We start from the raw sequence: 21,807 nt of genomic DNA on the forward strand, positions 1-21,807 counted from the left end.
AGCCGAAGGTCTGCTTGGACGGGGTGGCGGTGAGGCCGATCAGGTGGGCGTCGAAATACTCCAGCACCTGGCGCCAGAGGTTGTAGATGGAGCGATGGCATTCATCGGTGATGATGAAATCGAAGGTGGAGATGGGGATATTGGGGTTGTATTCCAGGGGCGGGATTTCCTTGAACAGGCTGTCCAACCCTTGGGGTGATTGGTCCTCGGCCTCTTCGGGAAGTAGCTCACCCCGGAGCATCGAGTAGAGCCGCTGGATGGTCGAAATGCAGACCCGGGCCGTGGTATCGATGGTGTTTGAGGTGAGGCGCTGAACAATGAACTCCTCGCTGAACTTGTAATTATTGTAGGGTGAGACGTATTGCTGGAACTCTTTTAAAGTCTGCTTGCCCAGGTTGCCGCGATCGACCAGGAAGAGGACGCGCTTGGCTCCGGCGAATTTAATGAGCCGGTAGATAATGGAAATGGCGGTGAAGGTCTTGCCGCTGCCGGTGGCCATCTGGATAAGCGACCGGGGGCAGTCCTTGGCCAGGGATTTTTCGAGATTTTTGACTGCCTGGATCTGGGCGGGCCAGAAGCCCTCTTCGATAAGCTGGGGCATGTGTTGGAGACGACCCCGGAGGGTGGAGTGGAGGCTGAGGTATTCGGGGCTGGCTTCGGCGGTTTGGCTGGGGATTTTTTCGGCTTCCCCGAAGATATAATCAGGCTTATGAAAGGCAAAGACCTGACGGGAGCGGGGCGCTGGATCGAGATTGTTGGTGAAGCGGGTCTCGTCGCCGGTGGACTGATAACAAAAAGGGAGCGGCCTGGTCCAAGCTGGAAGGCTATCGGGCAGGCCCTTGGCGTATTTGTCGGACTGGGTTTCAACCCCGGTCAGGGTGGTGCCGGTCTTTTTTGCTTCGATGACGCCGGCAGCCTTGCCATCGACATAGAGGAGATAATCGGCGAAGCCGTGCCCCTGTTTAAGAGGAAATTCGCGGATAGCAACGCCCTTAGCGGCATAGATATTGGTGTCCTTGACATCCTGAACCAGCCAACCGGCTTCGGTAAGCAGTTGATCGATCTTTTCGCGGGCATGCTGTTCGCAGGTCATAACTCAATGTAAGGGAAAAAGTCCAGCGGGCGTTATTGCAATTCCGCAGGCAACCATCCTTGATGGTCAGAGTCTGTCATCCTTGATTATTCCCATTCCAAGTCGGTCAGAATATCTCCAGAACACCTTGTTTCAACTGATGTTATCAACCTAGCAAGGCAATTTACTAAACGCAACATTTCATTGATTGTACAACGAGAAAAACCCCGGCATGCCGGGGTTTTGGATAATATTTTTCATGTATTATAGAAAAAGATACAGTGTGAATCGTCAGAAAATTCTCAGATTATGAATGCAGGAATTGACCCCAGGCCTTGTGAAGATGAGCAACTGAGGCCTCAAGCATTTTCAGATCATATATTTCCAACGTCACAACTCCGGCAAACCCTGTCTCCTTTAATATTCTTCCAAGATCCTTTGTCCGTTCCAGATCATCATCGGTTAATGCCTGATGGTCCTTACCTTTCGAATATCCGTGATAGTGTATATGGCGGGCAGCGCTGATGCGTTCCAATGCCCGCTCCCAATCGTCGCCGTACCTGCGAATATGCCCGAGGTCCAGGCACAATGAAAAGCGGTGTTTGTCGATAAGCGGCAGGATCTGCTCAACCGGATAGTCGATATTTTCGATACAGATTTTCTCTGTGTCCGGTCCAAGTTTTCTGGATAGAGCCTCCAGGGATTTGTCCAGATTTTCCAGCCAGACAGCAGCGGCCAGCTCTTCGGGCGCCAGATGCAGATCAAAACATCGTGTCGAAAGCGGCTGAAAATATTCCATCACCCGGCAAATCTCGGCAATGCCTTTTTCCCGCAAGGCAGGATCCGAAGCGCCGAGATGCATATCGGTGGGCAGGTGAACCGTATAGGTCAAACCGCTTTTCCAGGACGCTTCCTCTAATCTTCCAAGGGGGATGTCGTGTTCAAGAATGACGTTTTCACTGCTTTCAAAACAGAGAATCTGGACATCGTCCAGATGATTTTTTAACAAGCGGACATTGGTGATGATATCGCCTGGCATAACATAGGATGGTGCGCCGATTTTCCACGGATAGCAGCCTTTGAGACCGGCCGGCTTCACCCTGGACTCCCCTTAAGAATGAACATTTTCCCGGGCCTGTCCTGGTGTGCAAGACTGATCCGCGGGTCAGGGCCGTTATCAGTGTTGATTATTTCTGCAAGAGTTTGCTGGACTTTTTCAGGGTGGTTATTGGTTTCACTGATATGGGCAAGCACCACATACTGCATGTTTTCATGCAGAAGTTCCCTTAAAAAATTGACGGCCTCGGCATTGGCAAGGTGACCGACCTTTGAACGCACCCGCTGTTTGAGCATTTCAGGATACGGTCCTGTTTTAAGCATCTCAGGATCATGATTACATTCGAGGATGAGCCCATGACAGCTGGACAAACGGTGCTGCATCAAGCGCGAAACTACGCCGGTATCCGTGCAGTACCCCAATGAAAAAAGGTTATTGCTGACCACGAATCCCACCGGGTCGGCAGCATCATGGGAAATGGCAAAGGGATGGATAACAAGATTTTCAAGACTAAAGGCCGTGCCAGGGGAAATCTCATGGCATGCATGGGAAGATTTCAAATCCATAGCCGCGGCAAAGGTTGCGGCGGTGGCAAATACGGGAAGTTTATAGCGTCTGGAAAGAATCGACACACCTTTGACATGGTCGGTGTGCTCGTGGGTGACGATTATTCCGGATAGAAGCGCAATGTCCACATTGACTTCAGCAAGGCGCCGGGCGGTTTCCTTGCCGGAAAAGCCTGAGTCGATGAGAATCCTGGTTTCCCCTGATTCAATGAAGGTGGAGTTGCCTTTGCTGCCGCTGCCAAGAACACAAAAACGCATCATATCCCTGTATGCCCGAACCCTCCGTCCTGCCGAACAGTTTCGTCAAGCTTGTCAACCTGCTCAAGAGAGGCGCGGCAAACCGGCGCGAGGATGAGTTGAGCGATCCGGTCATTGCGGTTGACCGTGAAAGGCTTGTTCCCGAGATTGATCAGGCCGATCTTCACTTCACCGCGATAGTCGGCGTCAATGGTGCCCGGGGCATTGATTATCGAAATCCCGTGTTTCACCGCAAGCCCGCTTCTCGGCCGTACCTGGATTTCATAGCCCGCTGGAATGGCTACGGCAAATCCTGTGGGCAGCAGCTTGATCGCGCCGGGTTCAAGAACCACCGGCACGGAAACCGCCGCAGCGACATCCATACCCGCAGCCAGATGCGAATGATAAACCGGCAGGTTCAAATCCGCATCACGCTCCGGATTAAGCCAGCAAAATTGAACAGGGACAGAATGTTGTTCGATCATCTCAATCCTCGATCATCTGATGTAAAATCTTATCCAGCGCCCCGGAATCCAAGGGGCCGATGGCGGCGGCGGATAAATGCCTTTTGCCGAACAGCCGACCGGCAAGCTCAAGAATTTCCGCATCGCTCACCCGGGTGATGGCATCGGTCACTTCTTCAAGATCAACGAAACGATGCAAACAGCTTTCGTTTCTGGCCAGGCGCATCATCCTGCTCTCCATATTATCCGATGCCAGCAGCATCGAAGCCCGTGCATAATCCTTGGCATTGGCAAGTTCTTCCGGAGTCACAGGCTGCGTGCGTAATTTATCGATCTCCCGGGCGATCACCGCAAGCGCACTTTCGGTGCTGGCAGGATCCACTCCAAGATAAATGCCCACATGACCGCTGTCAACGTATGAGGAGACAAAGGAATAAACCGAATAGGCCAGGCCGCGCTTTTCACGAATTTCCTGGAACAGCCTGGAACTCATGTTGCCGCCGAACACGGTATTGAGGAGAATCAGCGCATAGCGCTCCTCGGCATCGGCTTGAAGACCGTACGTGCCGACTACCACATGCTGCTGCTCAAGGGGCTTGTGCAGAATATTTCTTCGGGAAGGCAGCAGGACAGGAGCCGTTCGCTCCAGGGTATTCTTCGAGTGTTGAGATACCAGGGAAAAGGCCTTGTCCACAGCAGCGACAAAGGAGTCATGATCTACTTGACCGGCGGCGGCAATGACAAATCTGTCACCGGTATAATGTTCTTTTACAAATTGCCTGATACCCGGAGAATCAACTTTCTCAATGACCTCGCGCCTGCCGAGAACAGTCTGCCCCAGAGAATGATCTCCCCAGAGGGCTCCTTCAAAAAGATCGTGGATCAGATCGTCGGGCGTATCATCCACCATGCTTATTTCCTGGAGGACTACATCTCGCTCGCGAACAACTTCTTCCGGGCTGAAGATGGAATGGAGGATAATGTCGGAGAAAATATCCAGCAATTCCGGAAGTTTGTCGGCAAGAACGGTGGCATAAAAGCAGGTGCCCTCCCTGGTTGTATAGCCGTTTGACATGCCGCCCAGAACGTCGAGCTCCTTGCCGATTTCCAGGGGCGTTCGTCTGGCTGTGCCCTTGTACATCATATGCTCGACAAAATGCGCATAGCCATTATTCTCGGCCCCTTCATCCCGGGACCCGACTTCAACGCAGATACCAACAGAAACGGAGCGGGATTCAAGCCGCTCCGTTACAATTTGGACACCATTTTTGAGAGTAGATTTCTTATACATCGTCAAATAAAAACGGGAACCGATTTATTTATACAAAACAATAGTCTGTCCCCATTTCAGCAAATCCGTGCATATTTTCTCTATCTTATTCCTGTTCCGCAAGTACCGCTTTGCGGCTCAGGCGAATTTTACCACGCTGGTCAATGTCCAGAACTTTGACCCTCACTTCATCGCCTTCCTTGAGAACATCGGTTACTTTTTCCACTCTCTTGTTATCCAATTCGGAAATATGAACCAGGCCGTCAAGCCCTGGAAGGATCTGCACAAAAGCCCCGAAATCGACAATTTTCTGCACTATGCCGGTGTAAATTCTACCAATCTCGGCCTCTTCAGTGAGGGATTTAATCCGCGCAACCGCTGCATCGGCAGTTTCACCGTTGGGCGCAAAAATCGTCACCTTGCCGGAATCGTCGACATCGATCTTCACTCCGAACTCCAGGGTCATAGCCTTGATGACTTTGCCCCCCGGGCCGATAATATCACGAATCTTGTCAGGATTGATCTGTAAGGCAAAGGCTTTGGGGGCATGGGCCGGCAGTTCTTTGCGGGGCGCCGCAATGGCCTTGACCATTTCGCCGAGGATATGAAGCCTGCCGCCGCGGGCCTGGTCAAGGGCCTTTGACATGATTTCCCGGGACACCCCTTCAATCTTGATATCCATCTGCAGGGCGGTGATCCCCTCCGCGGTGCCGGTAACCTTGAAATCCATGTCTCCCAGGTGATCTTCATCACCAAGGATGTCTGAAAGCACAACGATGGTGTCGCCGTCTTTAATCAATCCCATGGCAACTCCGGAGACCGGGCTTTTTATGGGTACGCCGGCATCCATTAATGCCAGGCTACCGCCGCAGACCGAGGCCATGGAAGAAGAGCCGTTGGATTCCATGATCTCGGAAACAACTCTGATGGTATAGGGAAAATCGCCGTTATCCGGCAGCACCGCGCTGATTGCCCGTTCCGCCAGAGCGCCGTGGCCGATATCACGCCGGCTGGGGCCGCGCATGAACCGGACTTCGCCGACACAGTAGGGAGGAAAATTATAGTGCAGCATGAACGGCTTTGTTGATTCGCCGTACAGGGATTCTACCTTCTGCTCGTCCCCGGAGCTGCCAAGGGTCACGGTTACCAAGGCCTGAGTTTCACCCCGGGTGAATAAAGCTGATCCGTGAACCCTGGGCAAACACGCCACTTCATTGGTAATCGGCCGGATTTCATCAAACCCCCTGCCGTCGATCCTGGTCTTGTCCTTGACGATACGATCACGCATCATGGTTTTCTTCAAATCGTACAAATGACTTTTGGCCTCGGGAATACTCGAGGAGAATTCTTCGCCGAGTTCTCCGAGCATTTTCTTTTCGAGGTGATGAAAAAGATCACTGCGCTGCTGTTTATCGGCGGTTGTGATGACGATTCGCATATCCGCGTTTGCAATGTCACGAACCTTCTGGCGCAACGCTTCGTTGATCACCGGCGGCTGAACCTTCATTTTTTCTCTGCCTATCTCATTTCTGAACTCTTCCTGCAGATCAAGAATCGGCTGAAGTGCCCGATGCCCGAAAAAAATTCCTTCCAGCACCTGTTCTTCAGAAAGACTGTCCGCTCCGCCTTCCACCATGACCACGGCATTGCGGGAACCGGCAACAATCAGGTTCAGGCGGGATTTATCAATCTGGGTCTTGACGGGATTAAGCACATATTGGCCATCGATATACCCGACTCTTACTCCGGCAATCGGTCCTAAAAAAGGAATATCCGAAATCGTCAAGGCACAGGAAGCACCGATCATCGCCAGCATATCCGGATCATTTTCCTGATCCATGGATAATACGGTTGCGATCACTTGCGTTTCATTCTGATAGCCTTCCTGGAATAACGGCCTGAGCGGTCGGTCAATAAAACGCGCCGACAAGGTTTCCTTTTCGGTTGGACGGCCGATTTCACGCCGGAAAAAACTGCCTGGAATACGGCCAACCGCATAAAATCTTTCCTGATACTCAACAGTCAAAGGCAGAAAATCAACACTTTCCCGCGCATCTTTCGCAGCTGTTGCGGTAACCAGAACTACGGTTTCCCCATAGGTCACCAGAGCCGCGGCGTTTGCCTGTTTTGCAAGTCGCCCGCTCTCAACCGTAAGGGTCCGGCCGCCAATTTCCACATCTACTTTTTTGTACATACAATCTCCTCAGGCTGAATTACCACCTGTTTTCAAGAGTCTCCCCTCGAATAATAATTTTGCCGGAATCGCAAACATGCAAACTTCGCGAGTCTGTGAAATTTTTACACACCAATCTATATTGCGTTCCGGTTTGATACTGTCTGGTTATTGTTACAGGATAGTATCATTTATCTCCCGGTCATAATTACCGGGACCTTACTGAGAGAATAAGCCGCTTCCATGCCGTTACCGGCCAAAGCATACCATTAATGCGTTCACCCTCAGCAGGAGAAACATCTTCCCGGCGCTTCATTGGAAAGCAGTCCGGGGAATACCGCTCGGCTTAAACACGAATCAGTTGTTACTTCCTGATTCCAAGCTCCTGAATGACTTCCCGGTACTTTTCAATACTTTTGCCCTTCAGGTAATTGAGCAATCTCCTTCTCTGGCCAACAAGCTTCAAAAGACCACGTCGGGAATGATGATCCTTTTTGTGGGTCTTGAAATGGTCGGTGAGATAAGTGATTCTCGCACTTAACAGCGCAACCTGGACCTCGGGAGAACCGGTATCAGTCTCATGGATGTTGAATTTATTGATTATTTCGCGTTTCTGTTCTGCTTGAAGTGTCACTGTAAAACCTCCGTTATAAATAATTTTCCGTCAGGCTGCGCAGCCCGACAAACCGGTTAAATCAAATTTCTTGGAGAACGTCTTCTACTGTCAGTTTATGACTCAGCAATAACTCCCTGGCGTTGTCGCCATGGGTTAGTTCCTTACCGGGCAAGGCATCCTGTACTGAAAAATGCCCGCTGCGTAAACGCCTCAACGCAGAAATACATGCGCCGGGTCCCAGTTTGCGGCCAATATCCTGAGCAAGAGTCCTTATATATGTCCCCTTACTGCAAGTTACCCTGATGGTCAAGAAATCCTTTCCTGTGGCAATTCGGCTGATGTTCTTGATTTCTATCTCTCGGGGCTCCTTTTCAGGAACTTCAATGCCCTTTCGGGCATAATAATAAAGCGGTTTTCCTTTATATTTCAACGCCGAAAAACTAGGCGGCGTCTGTGTTTGTTTTCCTGTAAAATCTGCAAGACATCGATTAATTTCATCCGAATCGATCTCATTGACCGGCAGTTGGGAAATTATCTTTCCCTGCATGTCTTGTGTATCCGTTTCAATGCCCAATTGAAGCGTTGCTTCATACTCCTTCTCCCCGTCCATCAACCGGGAAATAACCCTGGTTGCCGCTCTCCCTGCACAGACGATCAACAAACCGGAGGCCAAGGGATCAAGTGTGCCTGCATGCCCAACCTTCTTGATCTTCAAAGCCCGACGAACAGCCCTGACAATCTCAAAAGATGTCGGCCCCACCGGCTTATCAACGAGAAAAATTCCAGCCTCAACAAGCGGGTCAATTGCGTCCTGCACGGACAATTCAGATCCTTTTATAGCATACCCCCAGGAATTTCAAACAATAATTGCGGGGGTAATTTCATCCAAAACCTGGTCGCGAACCGCATCCACCGACTGATTCAGAATCCTGAAACCAGCTGCATTACGATGCCCGCCACCACCAAATTTCGAAGCTACCGCGGCTACATCACAGCCATTCCCCTTTGACCGGAGGCTTACGGATATTTCACCGTTTTCGGCCTCTTTGACAAACACCGCAACTTTGACGGTGCCAAGAGAGCGGGGATAATTAATAAATGTCTCGGTGTCTTCGCGTCCTGCCCCCGTCTTCTCAAACATTTCCCGGGTAACATGGATTACCGCAATTCGGTTCTCATCGTAAAGCGCAAGTGTTGCCAGAACCTCTTTCATCAGGTGAAGACGCGCTTCGGTAAAATTATCAAACAGGTTGCCTGCGACTTCTGCAGGGCTTATGCCCTTAAATATCAATTCCCGGGCGATCCTGAAGGTATCGGCGGTTGTCGAGTTATATTTGAAAGACCCGGTATCGGAAACGATTGCCGTATACAGGCAATATGCCGCCTCACTTGATAATTCCGCATCTAGGGCAGTTGCCAGATCAAATACCATCTCGCCGGTGGCAGCGCGTTTCGGCTCCACCCAGGTCAAATTTCCGAATTCTTTATTCCCTGCATGATGATCAATCATAATCACCATTGGATGCGCCAACAGGCGGTCCATTGCTTTTCCCAGACGATACTGATCGCCGCAGTCAAGGGCGACAATACAGTCAACAGAGTCCAGGTCGGGAAGCTCGGTCTTAATTTTTTCTCCGCCGGGAAGAAAATCGTACATATAATTTACTTCTTCCTCTCCATAGAGAAATACTTCCTTGCCAATGGATTCCAGTATATTCCCCAGAGCAAGTTGAGAGCCCAACGCATCACCGTCAGGAAAAATATGCGTAGTAATCAACACTTTTGAGGCTTTGTTGATTGTTGCAATTATTTCTTGAAAATTATGACCCATTGTTCTTTACACATCTTTGAGCAAGCGCTCGACATTTTCCTGATAAAACAGGGTGAGATCTCTTTCGAAACTGAGCTCCGGCACACACCTCATTCCTAACTCTTTTGCCAGATGAGACCGGATAAATCCTTTTGAACTGAGAAGACCTTTTTCAGCGCTATCCATCAGATCTTCAGTGCAACTGAAGAAAATTATTGCATTCCTGAGGTCATCGGTGACCTTCACTTTGGTAATCGTAATATTCTTTATCCTTGGGTCCTTTATTTTCTGCAAAACAAGGAGAGCCACTTCATTTCTGATCGAATCGGCAACCCGGGCCGGTCTTCTTTTCGGTTTTGCCAATACTCCCGGTAACGGGCCGGCTTTAGACCTTCTCGACATTGACTGACCTCAATTTCATAAGTCTCGAAACTGCATACCTATTACAATTTCCTTTCAAGTTCCACCATGACAAAGGCTTCGAATATATCGCCGATCTTGATATCATTAAAGTTTTCAACGCCAACGCCGCATTCATATCCGGCCAGGACCTCTTTGGCGTCATCTTTAAATCGTCTCAGCGACGACACATTGCCGGTATGCATTACGACCCCGTCACGCAACACACGCACCTTACTGTTCCGTTCTATCTTGCCGGTGAGTACATAACTTCCGGCAATGGTGCCAATCTTGGGAACGTGGAATGTCTCTCTTACTTCAACAGTACCGATAACTTTCTCTTCATAGGTCGGATCGAGAAGGCCGACCATCGCAAGCCGGATATCATCAAGGGCGTGGTAAATGACATCGTAAAACCTGATGTCGACTTTTTCCTTCTTGGCCATCTCCTGTATTTTAATATTGGGCCGGACGTTAAAACCGATAATAAGCGCTTCGGAGGCCGCAGCCAGGAGTACGTCTGCCTCAAGTATGGTTCCTGTTCCCTCATGGAGAATCTTCACCTTGATCTCATCGGTGCTGAGCTCTTCAATCGCCTTGCCGAATGCCCCGAGGGTACCTTGCACATCGGCCCGCAGGATGACACGCAGCTCTTTAATGTCGCCTTCCTTTAATTTTTCATAGAGATTATCCAGAGAAATCTTTGAGGTGACCGCCAGCTCGATTTCACGGCTTTTAAGCTGTCGTTGAGCGCTGAGGCTTTTAGCAAGTTTTTCATCAAGAACGACAACCAGTTCATCTCCGGCCTGGGGCACACCGTTTAAACCGTGAACCTCAACCGGCATAGACGGACCTGCTTCCTTGATATCCTCGCCTTTATCGTTTGAAAGAGACCGGACTTTGCCGGAAAAATTACCAACCACAAAGGTATCACCTACCCTGAGCGTTCCCTGCTGGATCAGAATTGTCGCAACCGGACCGCGGCCTTTATGGAGCTGGGCCTCGATAACCCTGCCGCGCGCCAAGCGCTTTGGATCGGCTTTTAACTCAAGGATCTCGGCCTGAAGTAAAATTTGCTCAAGCAATTCTTCAATGCCGATATTCTGCTTGGCAGATGTTTCGCAAAAAATTGTATCCCCACCCCAATCCTCGGCTACCAGGTTCAAGTCGGCAAGTTCACGTTTCACTCGCTCGGGATCAGCATTCGGCTTATCAATTTTATTTACAGCCACGACAATGGGCACTTCCGCAGCCCTGGCATGGTTGATAGCCTCGCGGGTCTGATCCATGACGCCGTCATCCGCGGAAACCACCAGAACCACCACATCCGTGACCTTAGCGCCCCGGGACCGCATTTCAGTAAACGCCGCATGTCCAGGCGTATCCAGGAAAACCACATCCCCTTTTACTGAGCGGACATAATGAGCGCCAATATGCTGCGTGATACCGCCCGCCTCGCCGGCAGCGACATCGGTTTTGCGTATCGCATCAAGAATGGATGTTTTCCCATGATCGACATGCCCCATAACCGTAACAACCGGAGGACGCGGAAATTCCTCGCCGCCTTGTTCTTTTACTTCGATGTCCAGAACACTTTGCTCGTCGGTCATGCCTGCCTCGACTTCGTATCCGAAATCAGTTGCAATCAGGGTTGCGGTGTCAATATCCAAAGCCTGGTTCAATGTGGCCATGAGTCCAAGCCCCATCAGTTTGGCAATGACCTCATTGGAACGCACCCCCATTCTATGGGAAAGATCGGCCACAGAAATAAATTCCAAAATTTTTATTCGTTTTTTGATTGCCTTGGTCTCGGCAACTTCCACTGCAGTTGAAAACTTTGACCTCTTACCGCCCGGTCGATGAGTACGGCCGACTCGAAGCCCGGCAGGAATCCGCCCGCCAAAGGCATCCACATCTTCAATTTCTACGTCAACCCGGCCCTTTTTCTTTACGCCTGGCCGGAAACGTTCCTTGGGCTCGGTATGGAATTTAACGAATCTTTTGCCTTTTTTCTCTTTGCCATGAGCGTCCAGGTCAGCCGCGCCAGAATCTTTGATATCAAGATCGCCATCCTTTTCCAACACCTTGCCTTTGGCCTTGGCGGCTTTCTTAGGCTTTGGTTTCGGCTCTTCCTGAGGAAGAACTATTGCCGCCTTCATGATGACTCGAGCGAACCCTTTACGTTTCTTATCGACTTTTGGCCTGACCTCTACAGCAACCTCCTCCTCGGACGCCGCCTGCGGGTCGGCTTTGGATTCAACCTCCACTTCGACTTTTACCTGCTCCACTTGCAAAATTTCTGGAGACGATTCGGCTTCTACTGCTGCTGACGCATCTTCTTGTCCTGTTTCCACGGCAGGCTCCGGCTCTACTGCCTTTTCTGCGGGCTCCCCGCCCTGACCAGAAACGACATCAGAGGCTTGCGCCGCCTTTTCGAGATCTTCGTTCTCCGAAACTTCAGGGAATACTTCATCAGAGGTTTCTTCCGGTATATCATCAACCACCGGCCCCTCCAGAGGGACTGATCGAGTACGACGTCTGATGATGGTCGTCTGCCCCTTGGTCTGGATTCTTTTTCTTTCAACCTGAGTTGTTAAATCCTGCATTTTTTCACGGATTTCATTGGCTATCTCTTCATCAAGAGACGAATTATATGATTTAACATCATATCCCAAATCAATGAGCTTGGCCGCCATCACCTTACTGTCCATTTCTATTTCCTTGGCCAATTCGTAAACCCTGATTTTACTCATTCTATACTCCTGAATATCTCTTCTACGGAAACCGCTTTCACTTAAAGCTATTATTTAACTGCCGAAAAATCACCTGAACAATGAATCAGACTCTTCTAATCATCATGTCCAGGCATTGTTTGATCGCAGCCTGTAATTTCTCTTCTCAATGCCGCGGACAACCGATTTTTATTTTTACAGAAAAAAATGTAGCACTCGTAACTCCTGCAACTATATGCACCTCGGCCGGGCATTGTATTCGTGTCATCCCACACAATCCTGCCGTTTTTATCCGCTCCAAATCTCCACAATGTATCTTGAGGCTTCTTTTTCTTGCACCCAAGGCAGGTCCGGAAAGGAACACTCTTCATCTTCATTTCCTGCAGAGGATCAAGTAAACCGACTTTGCCGCCGGATTATCGTATCACCCTTGCTTTTTCTGTTCTTCTGTTGGCGCAGAATCAGTCCCGGACTCATCGGTTACATCTTCAGAAACAGATTCTTCCACTGGTTTGTTTTCAACAGCAATTTTTGCGTCACTTATGAGTTCGGTGGCCTTTGCCTCATCAACGTCTTCGACCTGACTGAGACTTGCAATGGATGCCGATGCCAACTCCTGCATGGATGAAAATCCCGCGTCATAAAGGTTATCTGCAAGGTTATCATTAACCCCTTCCACTGCAAGAAGAGACTGATAGCCCTCCTCAACAAGTTTCGCGTAGCGCTGTTCACTTTTGACATCAATCTTCCAACCCAGTAATGCCGATGCCAGGCGGACGTTCTGACCTTGTCGGCCGATTGCCAGTGACAATTGATCATCCGGCGCCACTACAAGCAATGTCTTTTTTTCATCGTCTACTACCACCAGGGAAATCTGGGCCGGTGCCAAGGCATTGGAAACAAAGCGTGCCGGGTCAGGGCTCCAGGGCACGATATCAATCTTTTCACCCTGAAGTTCCTGGACAACATTTTGAACCCGCGAGCCCTTCATGCCAACACAGGCGCCTACAGGATCAACATCTGATTCAGTGGAGGTAACAGCGATTTTCGCACGCGCGCCGGGTTCTCTGACAACCCCCATAATCTTGACTATACCTTCGGAAATCTCAGGAACTTCCATTGTGAAAAGTTTTGCGAGAAACTCATTACAGGTTCTGCTCAAAATCAGTTGTGGATCCCGGACCGTGTGTCGAACGTCAAGAAGATAGGCCCTGATGCGGTCCCCCTGCCGATATGATCTCCGGGGCATCTGCTCACTGCTTGGCAAAATCGCATCGGTGCGTCCAAGGTTTACAATGATATTTCCTCGTTCAAATCGCTGAACTATACCATTGATGATTTCCCCTTTTCGATCCTTGTAGAGTTCAAAAATAACATCCCTTTCAGCATCCTTCATTTTCTGGATAATTACCTGTTTTGCTGATTGGGCGGCAATCCTCCCCAAGTCGGCGACATTCTCCATCTTACTGCCTAAATCATCATCTATCTGGACATCAGGATCAAGAACTATGGCATCTTCAAAAGATATCTGGGTCTGGTCATCTTCAACTTTCTCAACTACGGTTCGAAACTGGAATAACTCCACTTCTCCCAGCTCATCGTTGAATCTTACTTCCAGATCTCGCCGCGCTCCGAACTTCTTTTTTGCGGCAGACAAAACGGCATCCTCAAGGGCCTCAACTAAAAGGTTGCGGTCAATACCTTTATCCCTGCTGATCTGATCAATTATTCTTTTCAAATCCGAAAGCATCACTTTTCTCCGCTATATGATTAAACCAAATATGATCACAATGCATAGGTAACTTGCAAATTATTTTCTTGCGGCTGCATAAATCCGAAGCCGGTCCCTTTATTAGGGGTTGACTCAAACACCATTATCCGACAGGCCTAAAATCTGATTACCAGTTTCGCCTTGGAGATCAAATCAAAATCAATCTTCACCAAACCTTTACCGGTTTGCAAGGATAATACACTATTCTCAAAATTTTCAATAATACCGACATGGACATTATCGCCATCAACTGGCTCAGAAGTTATTACCTTTACTTCTTTCCCCTTGGAACGAATAAAATCCTTTTCTTTCACAAGAGGCCGGTCAAGGCCGGGTGATGTCACCTCCAGGTTATATGCCTGGTCAATCAGGTCTTCGACTTCGAGAATATGCGCGACCTGTCGGCTCACACCAGCACAGTCATCAATGGAAACGCCTTCTGCCTTATATATAATAATTCTGAGCACTATCCCGCTAGGCTCACGCCGGTATTGAACCTCAACCAGCTCAAGGCCCAGGTCTGCAACTATTGGTTGCACGAACTTTTCAATGGCAGTAATTATTTCCGGCTGAGCAACAGCACCGGTATCCTTCTTCGTCATTTATATTCTCAGCTTCGAACCAGTTTGCCCGTCTGGACACACAAGGTATTTTTTGCATATATAATTTAACGTTGTTCTTTCTTCGATATTAAAATAAAAAAAGCGGGCAACTGCCCACTTTCATCCCCGCATGAACCAACTCGCTGGACCATAATCCAACAACGCGGATTCCACCAGAACAGTAAAAACGCTTTCTGGATATAACACGCAGAAAACGTTGGCCCCAGAGGAATATAATCACGCCGGACAACGCAGATGGCGTCAAGCTTCGATTACTTGGAGCGGACAACGGGATTCGAACCCGCGGCACCAAGCTTGGGAAGCTTGTACTCTACCAGCTGAGCTATGTCCGCTCAAAACCAATGCGATACTATACAGCAATTTTATTTCTTGTCAAGAAAACACAAAAAAGAGGCGTATTCAACCGTAAGAAAACAGAACCTAGTTTCCAGGCATAACGGTGATTACATTAACCGCAGCTGTTGCCATATCGACAATCTTTGAAGGAAGAACACCCATGGCAATGATAATAATCATTAAGGTGATGCTGACAGCCCATGTCACACCGTCAACCGGTACGGCAGGGCGATCTTCTGGATCAGTTGTGTATGAGACACGAACCACGGAAAGATAATAATATATTGCTATTGCGGTGTTTAAAGCCGCCAGAATAACAAGAATCAAATGGCCTTGTTTCAATGCCCCGGCAAGAAGCATGAATTTCCCCATAAAACCAACAAAGGGAGGAATTCCGGCTAGGGCAAACATCCCCACACCTAGAGTTAAGGCCAATAAAGGAGCCCGCTGATGCAGGCCGCTCAAATCATCAATCGTAACATTTTCACCCTCGCGAGAAACTTTACAGATAACCAGAAAGCAGGCCATATTCATTACCAGATAACCGATAATATAATATATGGCCGTGGCGTACCCGGAATCCTTGAGGGTAAGAAGACCAATCAGCACAAACCCCGCATGGGCAATACCTGAAAAGCCAAGTAAACGTTTGATATCTTTCTGCACCAGGGCAATCAGGTTTCCATAGAACATGGAACCCACAGAAAGTATCATCAGCATGGTAACTATTATATCACTGCTGGGAGAGACAAGAGTTATAACTCGTATGAGCATTGCAACAGCCGCAATTTTAGGTATGGAGGCGATAAATGCGGTGGTTTCATTGGATGCCCCCTGATAGACATCTGGCACCCAGAAATGAAACGGAAAAACTGCGAGCTTGAAAAAAAAGCCTCCCATAAACATGGCAATAGCGACAATCGCCACAGGCATGGTGTACATCTGATGCAGTTTCGGAATCATTTCAACAAAATAGGTTGATCCGGTCAGTCCAAAGAGATAACTCATACCGAAAAGCATGATCCCTGTTGCAACAACCCCAAAAAGTATATATTTGATCGCCGACTCCATCTGGATTTTGAGGCCGGCCCGATCATCCCGCATGGGGACAAGCAGATAGAGTGAAAAAGATGAAAGTTCGAGAGCAATGAACATGGCAAGAAGCTCAACACAGCTGACCAGCATAACCAGACCAAGTGTGCTCAACATCATGAACAAATAGTATTCAGCGCGGATATCCTTGTTGATCCCTTTGAGATCACAGCCAAATAACACTACAAAAGCAAAACCAGCAGAAATGACAACTTTGAAAAATTGAGAAAACAGATCAACCTGATATGCCTCATAAAAGAGAGTGCCATTCTGCCCCATGGTCGAAAGGCAGATGACAACATTAATCAAAGCGATGAATATTGTTGCATTGCGGGCAGATTTGGCATTGGATTTCCCAAGGCTGATCAGAAATAGAACCAGACTGCCGAATAATAAGAATAATTCTGGTGCGAATAACGCTAGATTCATGTTGATTTTCCTTCAGTGATTTTCCTTAATGCCAACACCAAAATACAAAATGTGTTACGGAATGAGCGCCTGAACTACTGTAATAGGACCGGGCGCTGCCGAATTTACCTGATCAAGCAAGTGTGAAACACTTACGTGCATAACATCCATAAACGGAGCAGGAGCCAGACCGATCCAGAAGACAAATAACAGGAGAGGAGCAAGAGTCAGAATCTCGCGTGCTGAAAGATCAGAAAGATGAGACTGGTCGGGATTCGAAGCCCCACCCCAGACAATCTTCTGAAGCATTCGAAGCATATAGGCGGCTGCCAGTACCGCTCCAGGAATCGCAAAAGCGGCAATAAGCTTTGATTTGGTAAATGCACCTACAAGGATTAAAAATTCTCCGACAAAACTGTTGGTTCCTGGAAAAGCTAATGAAGACAACGAAAAGAAAGCAAGGAAGGTCACAAACACCGGCATATATTTTCCAATACCTGTGGCCATAGCCAATTCTCTGCTGTGGGTTCTCTCGTAGATCATTCCGACACAGAGGAAGAGGGCTCCGGTTGTGACGCCGTGATTGATCATCTGAAGAATTGCTCCCTCAATGCCCTGCTTATTAAGGACAAAAATTCCCAATGTGACAAAACCCATATGGCCGACACTGGAGTAGGCGACCAGTTTTTTCATGTCGCTTTGCGCCAGCGCTGTAAAACCACCGTAAAGAATGCCGGCAATGGAAAGCCAAAGTACATATGGCATAAAAACAAAGGTTGCCTCCGGGGTAATCGGCAGGCAGAATCGCAAGAATCCGTAAGTTCCCATTTTCAGCAGCACACTGGCAAGCACCACACTTCCTGCTGTCGGCGCCTCAACATGTGCGGCAGGAAGCCATGTATGAAAAGGAAACATCGGAACCTTGATGGCAAAAGCCAGGAAAAAAGCAAGAAAAACCCAGAACTGAAAGCATGACGAGTAGGGCTGGCCCATCATCTCGGGTATGAAAAAGCTATAGTTGTTATGTAGGTATAGCGCGATGATTGCCACAAGAAGCATGACCGAACCGGCAAGGGTATACAGAAAGAACTTGATGGAGGCATAGGTCTTACGTGGGCCACCCCAGATGGCGATAAGCAGATACATGGGGATGAGCATGGCTTCCCAGAGAACGTAAAAAAGCACAAAATCCAGGGCCATGAAAACACCGAGCATGGAGGTTTCCATAATCAGCAGGCAGATCATAAACTCCTTGACGCGCTTGGTAATATACTTCCAGGAGCCAAGAACGCATAAAGGCATGAGTAAGGTGGTCATCAAGATAAGCAAAAGACTTATTCCGTCGATTCCCAAGGTGTAATTGATATTTAAGGCAGGAATCCAGGTCACATGCTCAGCAAACTGGAATTTTGCGGTTCCGAGGTCAAATCGACTGTATAAGGGTAAGGAAATTGCCGCTGTAAGCACAGTAATGAATAAAGCTGCAAGCTTGGAAGCATTTTCGCCGGGAATGAAAAACATTATCAGAGCACCTGCCAGAGGCAGGAAGATAAGGGCACTTAAAATGCCGATACCAAAGATGTGATAACTATCATTCAGTATGAGAAATTCCATATTATCATGACCTCTTCATGATTATGCCAGCACAAAAGCGATGAGCAGCACCGCAATTATTGAAACCGCATAAAAAATATTATGTTGCAACTGACCACTCTGGACTCTCCGAAGAGTACCCCCAAGTGAACGTACAGACCTTGCAGTGCCATCCACAACCCCGTCGATCGCATGCCAGTCGAACCATGACCAGAAGCGAGCCGTAACCATCAAAGGAATGAGCCCGAGATAACGGTAAATCTCACTTACCCAGCCATCAACAGACTGGATGGGTTTGCTGGTGAGCCAGAAAAAACCCCGACCGCCCATCCGATAGAACCAATCCATATCGATACTGATAGTCGGTTCCGGAGCAAGCTTCTTGATGAGCAGGAAGAAGCCCAGGGCAGTAAAAAGAAGAATCTGCAATGCCTCGGAAAGATGGTATTGATTATACGGATGATAATCGACCGCATAGGGAAGCATATTATAGAGATACGGTGTATAGCATCCGATAAAGATACACATGAATGAGGCGATAATCATCGCCACCTGCATATTCCATGGCGGATCAGCTGCTTTTTCCCAGGTTTCCTTGCTGCAGTTATTCTTGCCGAACCAGATGAAATAGGGGACTTTCAGACCCGTATGGAGAAAAGTTCCGGCAGAGGCCAGGGTGAGTAAAAATGCCGGCCAGAGCATATGGTCCTTGAATCCGGCGGCAACGATCATTGATTTACTGACAAATCCTGAAAAGAGGGGAAATGCCGAGATCGACAGCCCGCCGATTAATGTATAGATGAATGCCATGGGCATTTTCTTGTACAATCCGCCCAAATCGGAAAATTTGCTCTTGCCGGTCATATAAAGTACCGAGCCGCAACCCATAAAGAGCAAGCCTTTATAGAGGATATGTGCAAAGGCGTGGGCGCAGGTACCGTTGATCGCCATCTCGGTTCCGATTCCCACACCGGTGACCATATAGCCGACCTGGGATATAATATGATAGGCGAGGAGACGCCGGCTATCATTTTCAAGCACCGCATAAACAACCCCATAGAGAGCCATGAAGACGCCCAGCGGCACGAGTATTTCAAAACCTGCACATCCGCGGGCCAAGGCGTAAACCGCAGTCTTTGTCGTAAAGGCGCACATAAAAACCGCCCCACCGACTGTTGCTTCACCATAAGCATCTGGGAGCCAAGCATGAAATGGTGGAACTGCAGCATTAAGAATAAAACCGATCATGATCAGGTAGGTGTATAATTCAGGGGTCTTGACATCCAGTTGTCCGAATGATAAATCACCGCCGGTTGCCTGATAACGCAACACCATTCCGGCAAGAAGCGCCAGACCGCCCGCGGTATGAACCAGCAGATAACGGTAGCCGGTGGCCAGTGATTGTTTCCGGCGTCTAAACCAGACCAGGAATACCGAAGAAAACGCCATGAGCTCCCAGAACAGGAAAAGAACCAGATAGTCGCCGCAATAAATAACCCCTAAAGAACCTGCAACATAAAGCCATGCCGCAATAAACTGAGAATCTTCCTTCTCATGCATACCGTAGATGGTGCCGATAATGCACATTAATGTCATAATATGCCCAAAGACCTGGCTCAGCCTGTCAACCCGCCCAAAGGTCAGGGTCCAGTCCATGAAACTATAAACGCCGAAGGTTCCTTCAACACCGCCCAACTGCATTTTCACAACACCTAAAAACGCCAGTGCCGGCACCAGAACCAGGTAGGGCTTTCTTGCCGCACCCCTGAAAAAGGGCAAGGCAAAGGCACCTATTATCATTATAAGTGCGGGATGTATAAAATCAGTCATAATAATCCTCTCGGGTCATAATTCCCAAATGACCGTACCATTTAGACAGTATGATAATAAGAACACAGGCAATAAATCCAAATATGGCCCACCATCCGGGAATCTTCATTTCCATCCAGGTGTGGGCATGCGTTTTATCCACAAAAATAATGTCGTACACTACCAACATGGCAAGAATCGCATAACATATTCTTACAACTGTTTTCAGCCGATCCCGCAAGAAATCGATCAAATTGACAATCATCCTGTCACCGCCTTAACAAAATTCATCATGAAGTCCGGATAAATACCGATAACTACAGAAATTATCGCTGCAATCATAATAGGAATCACCATGGAGAGAGGCGCTTCTTTAACCCCTTCATAGACCTCCCCCTCGGGGCGTTTTCCAAAAAACGCCTTAAAGGTAACCGGCGCAAAATAACCGACATTGAGTAATGTACTTGCAAGAAGAATCAATAGAAAACTGATCTGGTGACCGCTCAACTCCATGGCCCCCATCAGTAGTTTCCATTTAGTAACGAAACCAGCAACCGGTGGGGCGCCGATCATACTGAGCGATGCAATACCAAATGCTGCGAAGGTAAAAGGCATGGTCCGGCCAAGCCCGCCCATTTCTGATATATCTTTTTTATGGGAAGCAACATAGATTGCGCCTGCACAGAAAAAGAGGGTGATTTTGGAAAAGGCATGATTGGCAATATGGATAAGTCCGCCTTCAATGGCCGACGGTGTCAACAAGGCGACGCCAAGAATAATATAGGAAAGCTGACTGACAGTTGAATAAGCAAGACGAGCTTTGAGGTTGGTTTTTGAAATAGCAATAACCGATGCCATGAGAATGGTAAACGATACAAAGTAGGCGGTGGGAATCCCGAGATTCAAGGCACTCATCGTGTCAACACCAAAGACATATAACATGACTCTGGTGGTAGAAAATACACCGACCTTGACTACCGCAACCGCATGAAGAAGAGCACTGACAGGGGTCGGTGCAACCATCGCCCCCGGTAACCAGTGATGAACCGGCATCACACCATTTTTAGCAAAACCAAGAATACAGAAAATATACAGAACAGTAACTACCGTTGCGTTGGCGCCGCCCGGAAAGATTCCGGTGTGCATATTGTTGGCAAAATCAAGGGTGCCGGTCAATACGTAGATAAGCACCAGAGCCGGCAGCAGCAGTCCTTTTGCCGTTGTGGTCAGGTAAACAATATATTTTCTTGCGCCTGCATAGCCTTCTTCATCCTGATGATGAGCAACCAGAGGATAGGTGCAGATGCTGACTATTTCGTAAAAAAGATACAGGGTGAGCATGTTGTCGGAAAATGCAACACCCATTGCACCGAAGAGTGAAAGGGCGAAACAGGCATTAAACCTGGTCTGTGCATGCTCATTAAGTCCGCGCATATAGCCCATGGAATAAAACACTGCTAAAATCCACAAAAAGGAGGCGGCAACTGCAAAAATCATTGAAAAGGCATCTGCTCGCAGGGTAAAGCTTAACTTCCCGAGACCATCGACCGGAGGCAGGATGGAAAAAAGCTCGCAGACCAGTGTTTTGCCAGAGAGTATAGTTGGGATCATCGACACAATTATGCCGAACATGACCACTGATGCAAAAAATGAACAGGCCTCCCGAACGTTGGGCTTTTTCCCGTTCAGCATCACAAGTATAGTGCCTACCAGTGCCGCAAGTATGGCATAAAGCGGTTTACAGGATTGAACGACCTCTAATTCCATGATCCTATTTCC

The 21,807-nt window shown here is 48.5% G+C and carries 19 protein-coding genes and 1 tRNA gene; all 20 read right to left on the bottom strand.

The features are described 5' to 3' along the window. Positions 1-1,093 (bottom strand): DEAD/DEAH box helicase family protein (locus tag KKE17_14470; protein MBU1711204.1); only part of this gene is annotated, 1,093 nt, incomplete at its 3' end. Between the two features lie 286 nt (positions 1,094-1,379). Continuing rightward, entirely contained in the window at positions 1,380-2,171 is a 792-nt protein-coding gene (locus KKE17_14475) for a sugar phosphate isomerase/epimerase (protein MBU1711205.1), read from the bottom strand. Further along, positions 2,168-2,953 carry an MBL fold metallo-hydrolase gene (locus KKE17_14480; GenBank protein MBU1711206.1) on the bottom strand — a complete coding sequence of 262 codons (786 nt, stop codon included), beginning with the start codon at positions 2,951-2,953 and terminating at the stop codon, positions 2,168-2,170. Before KKE17_14480 ends, KKE17_14475 begins: the two co-directional genes overlap by 4 nt. Next, positions 2,953-3,417 carry a dUTP diphosphatase gene (gene dut / locus KKE17_14485; GenBank protein ID MBU1711207.1) on the bottom strand — a complete coding sequence of 155 codons (465 nt, stop codon included), beginning with the start codon at positions 3,415-3,417 and terminating at the stop codon, positions 2,953-2,955. The genes KKE17_14480 and dut overlap by 1 nt, the downstream gene beginning before the upstream one ends. A gap of 1 nt (position 3,418) precedes the next feature. Further along, positions 3,419-4,687 carry an insulinase family protein gene (locus tag KKE17_14490; protein MBU1711208.1) on the bottom strand — a complete coding sequence of 423 codons (1,269 nt, stop codon included), beginning with the start codon at positions 4,685-4,687 and terminating at the stop codon, positions 3,419-3,421. Positions 4,688-4,772: 85 nt separating this feature from the next. Further along, positions 4,773-6,860, bottom strand: a complete 2,088-nt coding sequence (pnp, locus tag KKE17_14495; protein MBU1711209.1) for a polyribonucleotide nucleotidyltransferase — start codon at positions 6,858-6,860, stop codon at positions 4,773-4,775. Positions 6,861-7,203: 343 nt separating this feature from the next. Then, positions 7,204-7,473, bottom strand: a complete 270-nt coding sequence (rpsO, locus tag KKE17_14500) for a 30S ribosomal protein S15 (GenBank protein ID MBU1711210.1) — start codon at positions 7,471-7,473, stop codon at positions 7,204-7,206. A 61-nt stretch (positions 7,474-7,534) separates the two neighbouring features. Next, positions 7,535-8,260: a tRNA pseudouridine(55) synthase TruB gene (gene truB, locus KKE17_14505; protein ID MBU1711211.1), complete on the bottom strand. Its 726-nt coding sequence runs from the start codon at positions 8,258-8,260 to the stop codon at positions 7,535-7,537. A gap of 51 nt (positions 8,261-8,311) precedes the next feature. Next, a complete protein-coding gene (locus tag KKE17_14510) occupies positions 8,312-9,286 on the bottom strand; it encodes a bifunctional oligoribonuclease/PAP phosphatase NrnA (GenBank protein MBU1711212.1) in 975 nt (324 codons plus the stop codon). 6 nt (positions 9,287-9,292) lie between these two features. Beyond that, positions 9,293-9,667: a 30S ribosome-binding factor RbfA gene (gene rbfA / locus KKE17_14515; protein MBU1711213.1), complete on the bottom strand. Its 375-nt coding sequence runs from the start codon at positions 9,665-9,667 to the stop codon at positions 9,293-9,295. 41 nt (positions 9,668-9,708) lie between these two features. Next, positions 9,709-12,417 (bottom strand): translation initiation factor IF-2, encoded by a 2,709-nt coding sequence (gene infB / locus KKE17_14520; GenBank protein ID MBU1711214.1) that lies wholly within the window; start codon positions 12,415-12,417, stop codon positions 9,709-9,711. A gap of 95 nt (positions 12,418-12,512) precedes the next feature. After that, positions 12,513-12,767, bottom strand: a complete 255-nt coding sequence (locus KKE17_14525) for a YlxR family protein (protein ID MBU1711215.1) — start codon at positions 12,765-12,767, stop codon at positions 12,513-12,515. A 53-nt stretch (positions 12,768-12,820) separates the two neighbouring features. Beyond that, on the bottom strand, positions 12,821-14,146 hold the full coding sequence (gene nusA, locus KKE17_14530; GenBank protein MBU1711216.1) for a transcription termination factor NusA: 1,326 nt from the start codon (positions 14,144-14,146) through the stop codon (positions 12,821-12,823). Between the two features lie 137 nt (positions 14,147-14,283). Continuing rightward, complete coding sequence (locus KKE17_14535) at positions 14,284-14,769, bottom strand: ribosome maturation factor RimP (GenBank protein ID MBU1711217.1); 486 nt, start codon at positions 14,767-14,769, stop codon at positions 14,284-14,286. 277 nt (positions 14,770-15,046) lie between these two features. Continuing rightward, positions 15,047-15,122, bottom strand: a tRNA-Gly gene (locus tag KKE17_14540). A gap of 88 nt (positions 15,123-15,210) precedes the next feature. Continuing rightward, positions 15,211-16,647, bottom strand: coding sequence for an NADH-quinone oxidoreductase subunit N (locus tag KKE17_14545; protein MBU1711218.1), 1,437 nt, complete (start codon positions 16,645-16,647; stop codon positions 15,211-15,213). Between the two features lie 54 nt (positions 16,648-16,701). Continuing rightward, positions 16,702-18,240 carry an NADH-quinone oxidoreductase subunit M gene (locus KKE17_14550; GenBank protein ID MBU1711219.1) on the bottom strand — a complete coding sequence of 513 codons (1,539 nt, stop codon included), beginning with the start codon at positions 18,238-18,240 and terminating at the stop codon, positions 16,702-16,704. 21 nt (positions 18,241-18,261) lie between these two features. Beyond that, positions 18,262-20,049 carry a Na(+)/H(+) antiporter subunit D gene (locus KKE17_14555; GenBank protein MBU1711220.1) on the bottom strand — a complete coding sequence of 596 codons (1,788 nt, stop codon included), beginning with the start codon at positions 20,047-20,049 and terminating at the stop codon, positions 18,262-18,264. Beyond that, positions 20,042-20,293 (bottom strand): hypothetical protein, encoded by a 252-nt coding sequence (locus KKE17_14560; protein MBU1711221.1) that lies wholly within the window; start codon positions 20,291-20,293, stop codon positions 20,042-20,044. Before KKE17_14560 ends, KKE17_14555 begins: the two co-directional genes overlap by 8 nt. After that, positions 20,290-21,795, bottom strand: coding sequence for a monovalent cation/H+ antiporter subunit D family protein (locus tag KKE17_14565; GenBank protein ID MBU1711222.1), 1,506 nt, complete (start codon positions 21,793-21,795; stop codon positions 20,290-20,292). The genes KKE17_14560 and KKE17_14565 overlap by 4 nt, the downstream gene beginning before the upstream one ends. Between the last annotated feature and the right edge of the window lie 12 nt (positions 21,796-21,807).

It is taken from the genome of Pseudomonadota bacterium (assembly GCA_018823135.1).
Taxonomy (GTDB): domain Bacteria; phylum Desulfobacterota; class Desulfobulbia; order Desulfobulbales; family CALZHT01; genus JAHJJF01.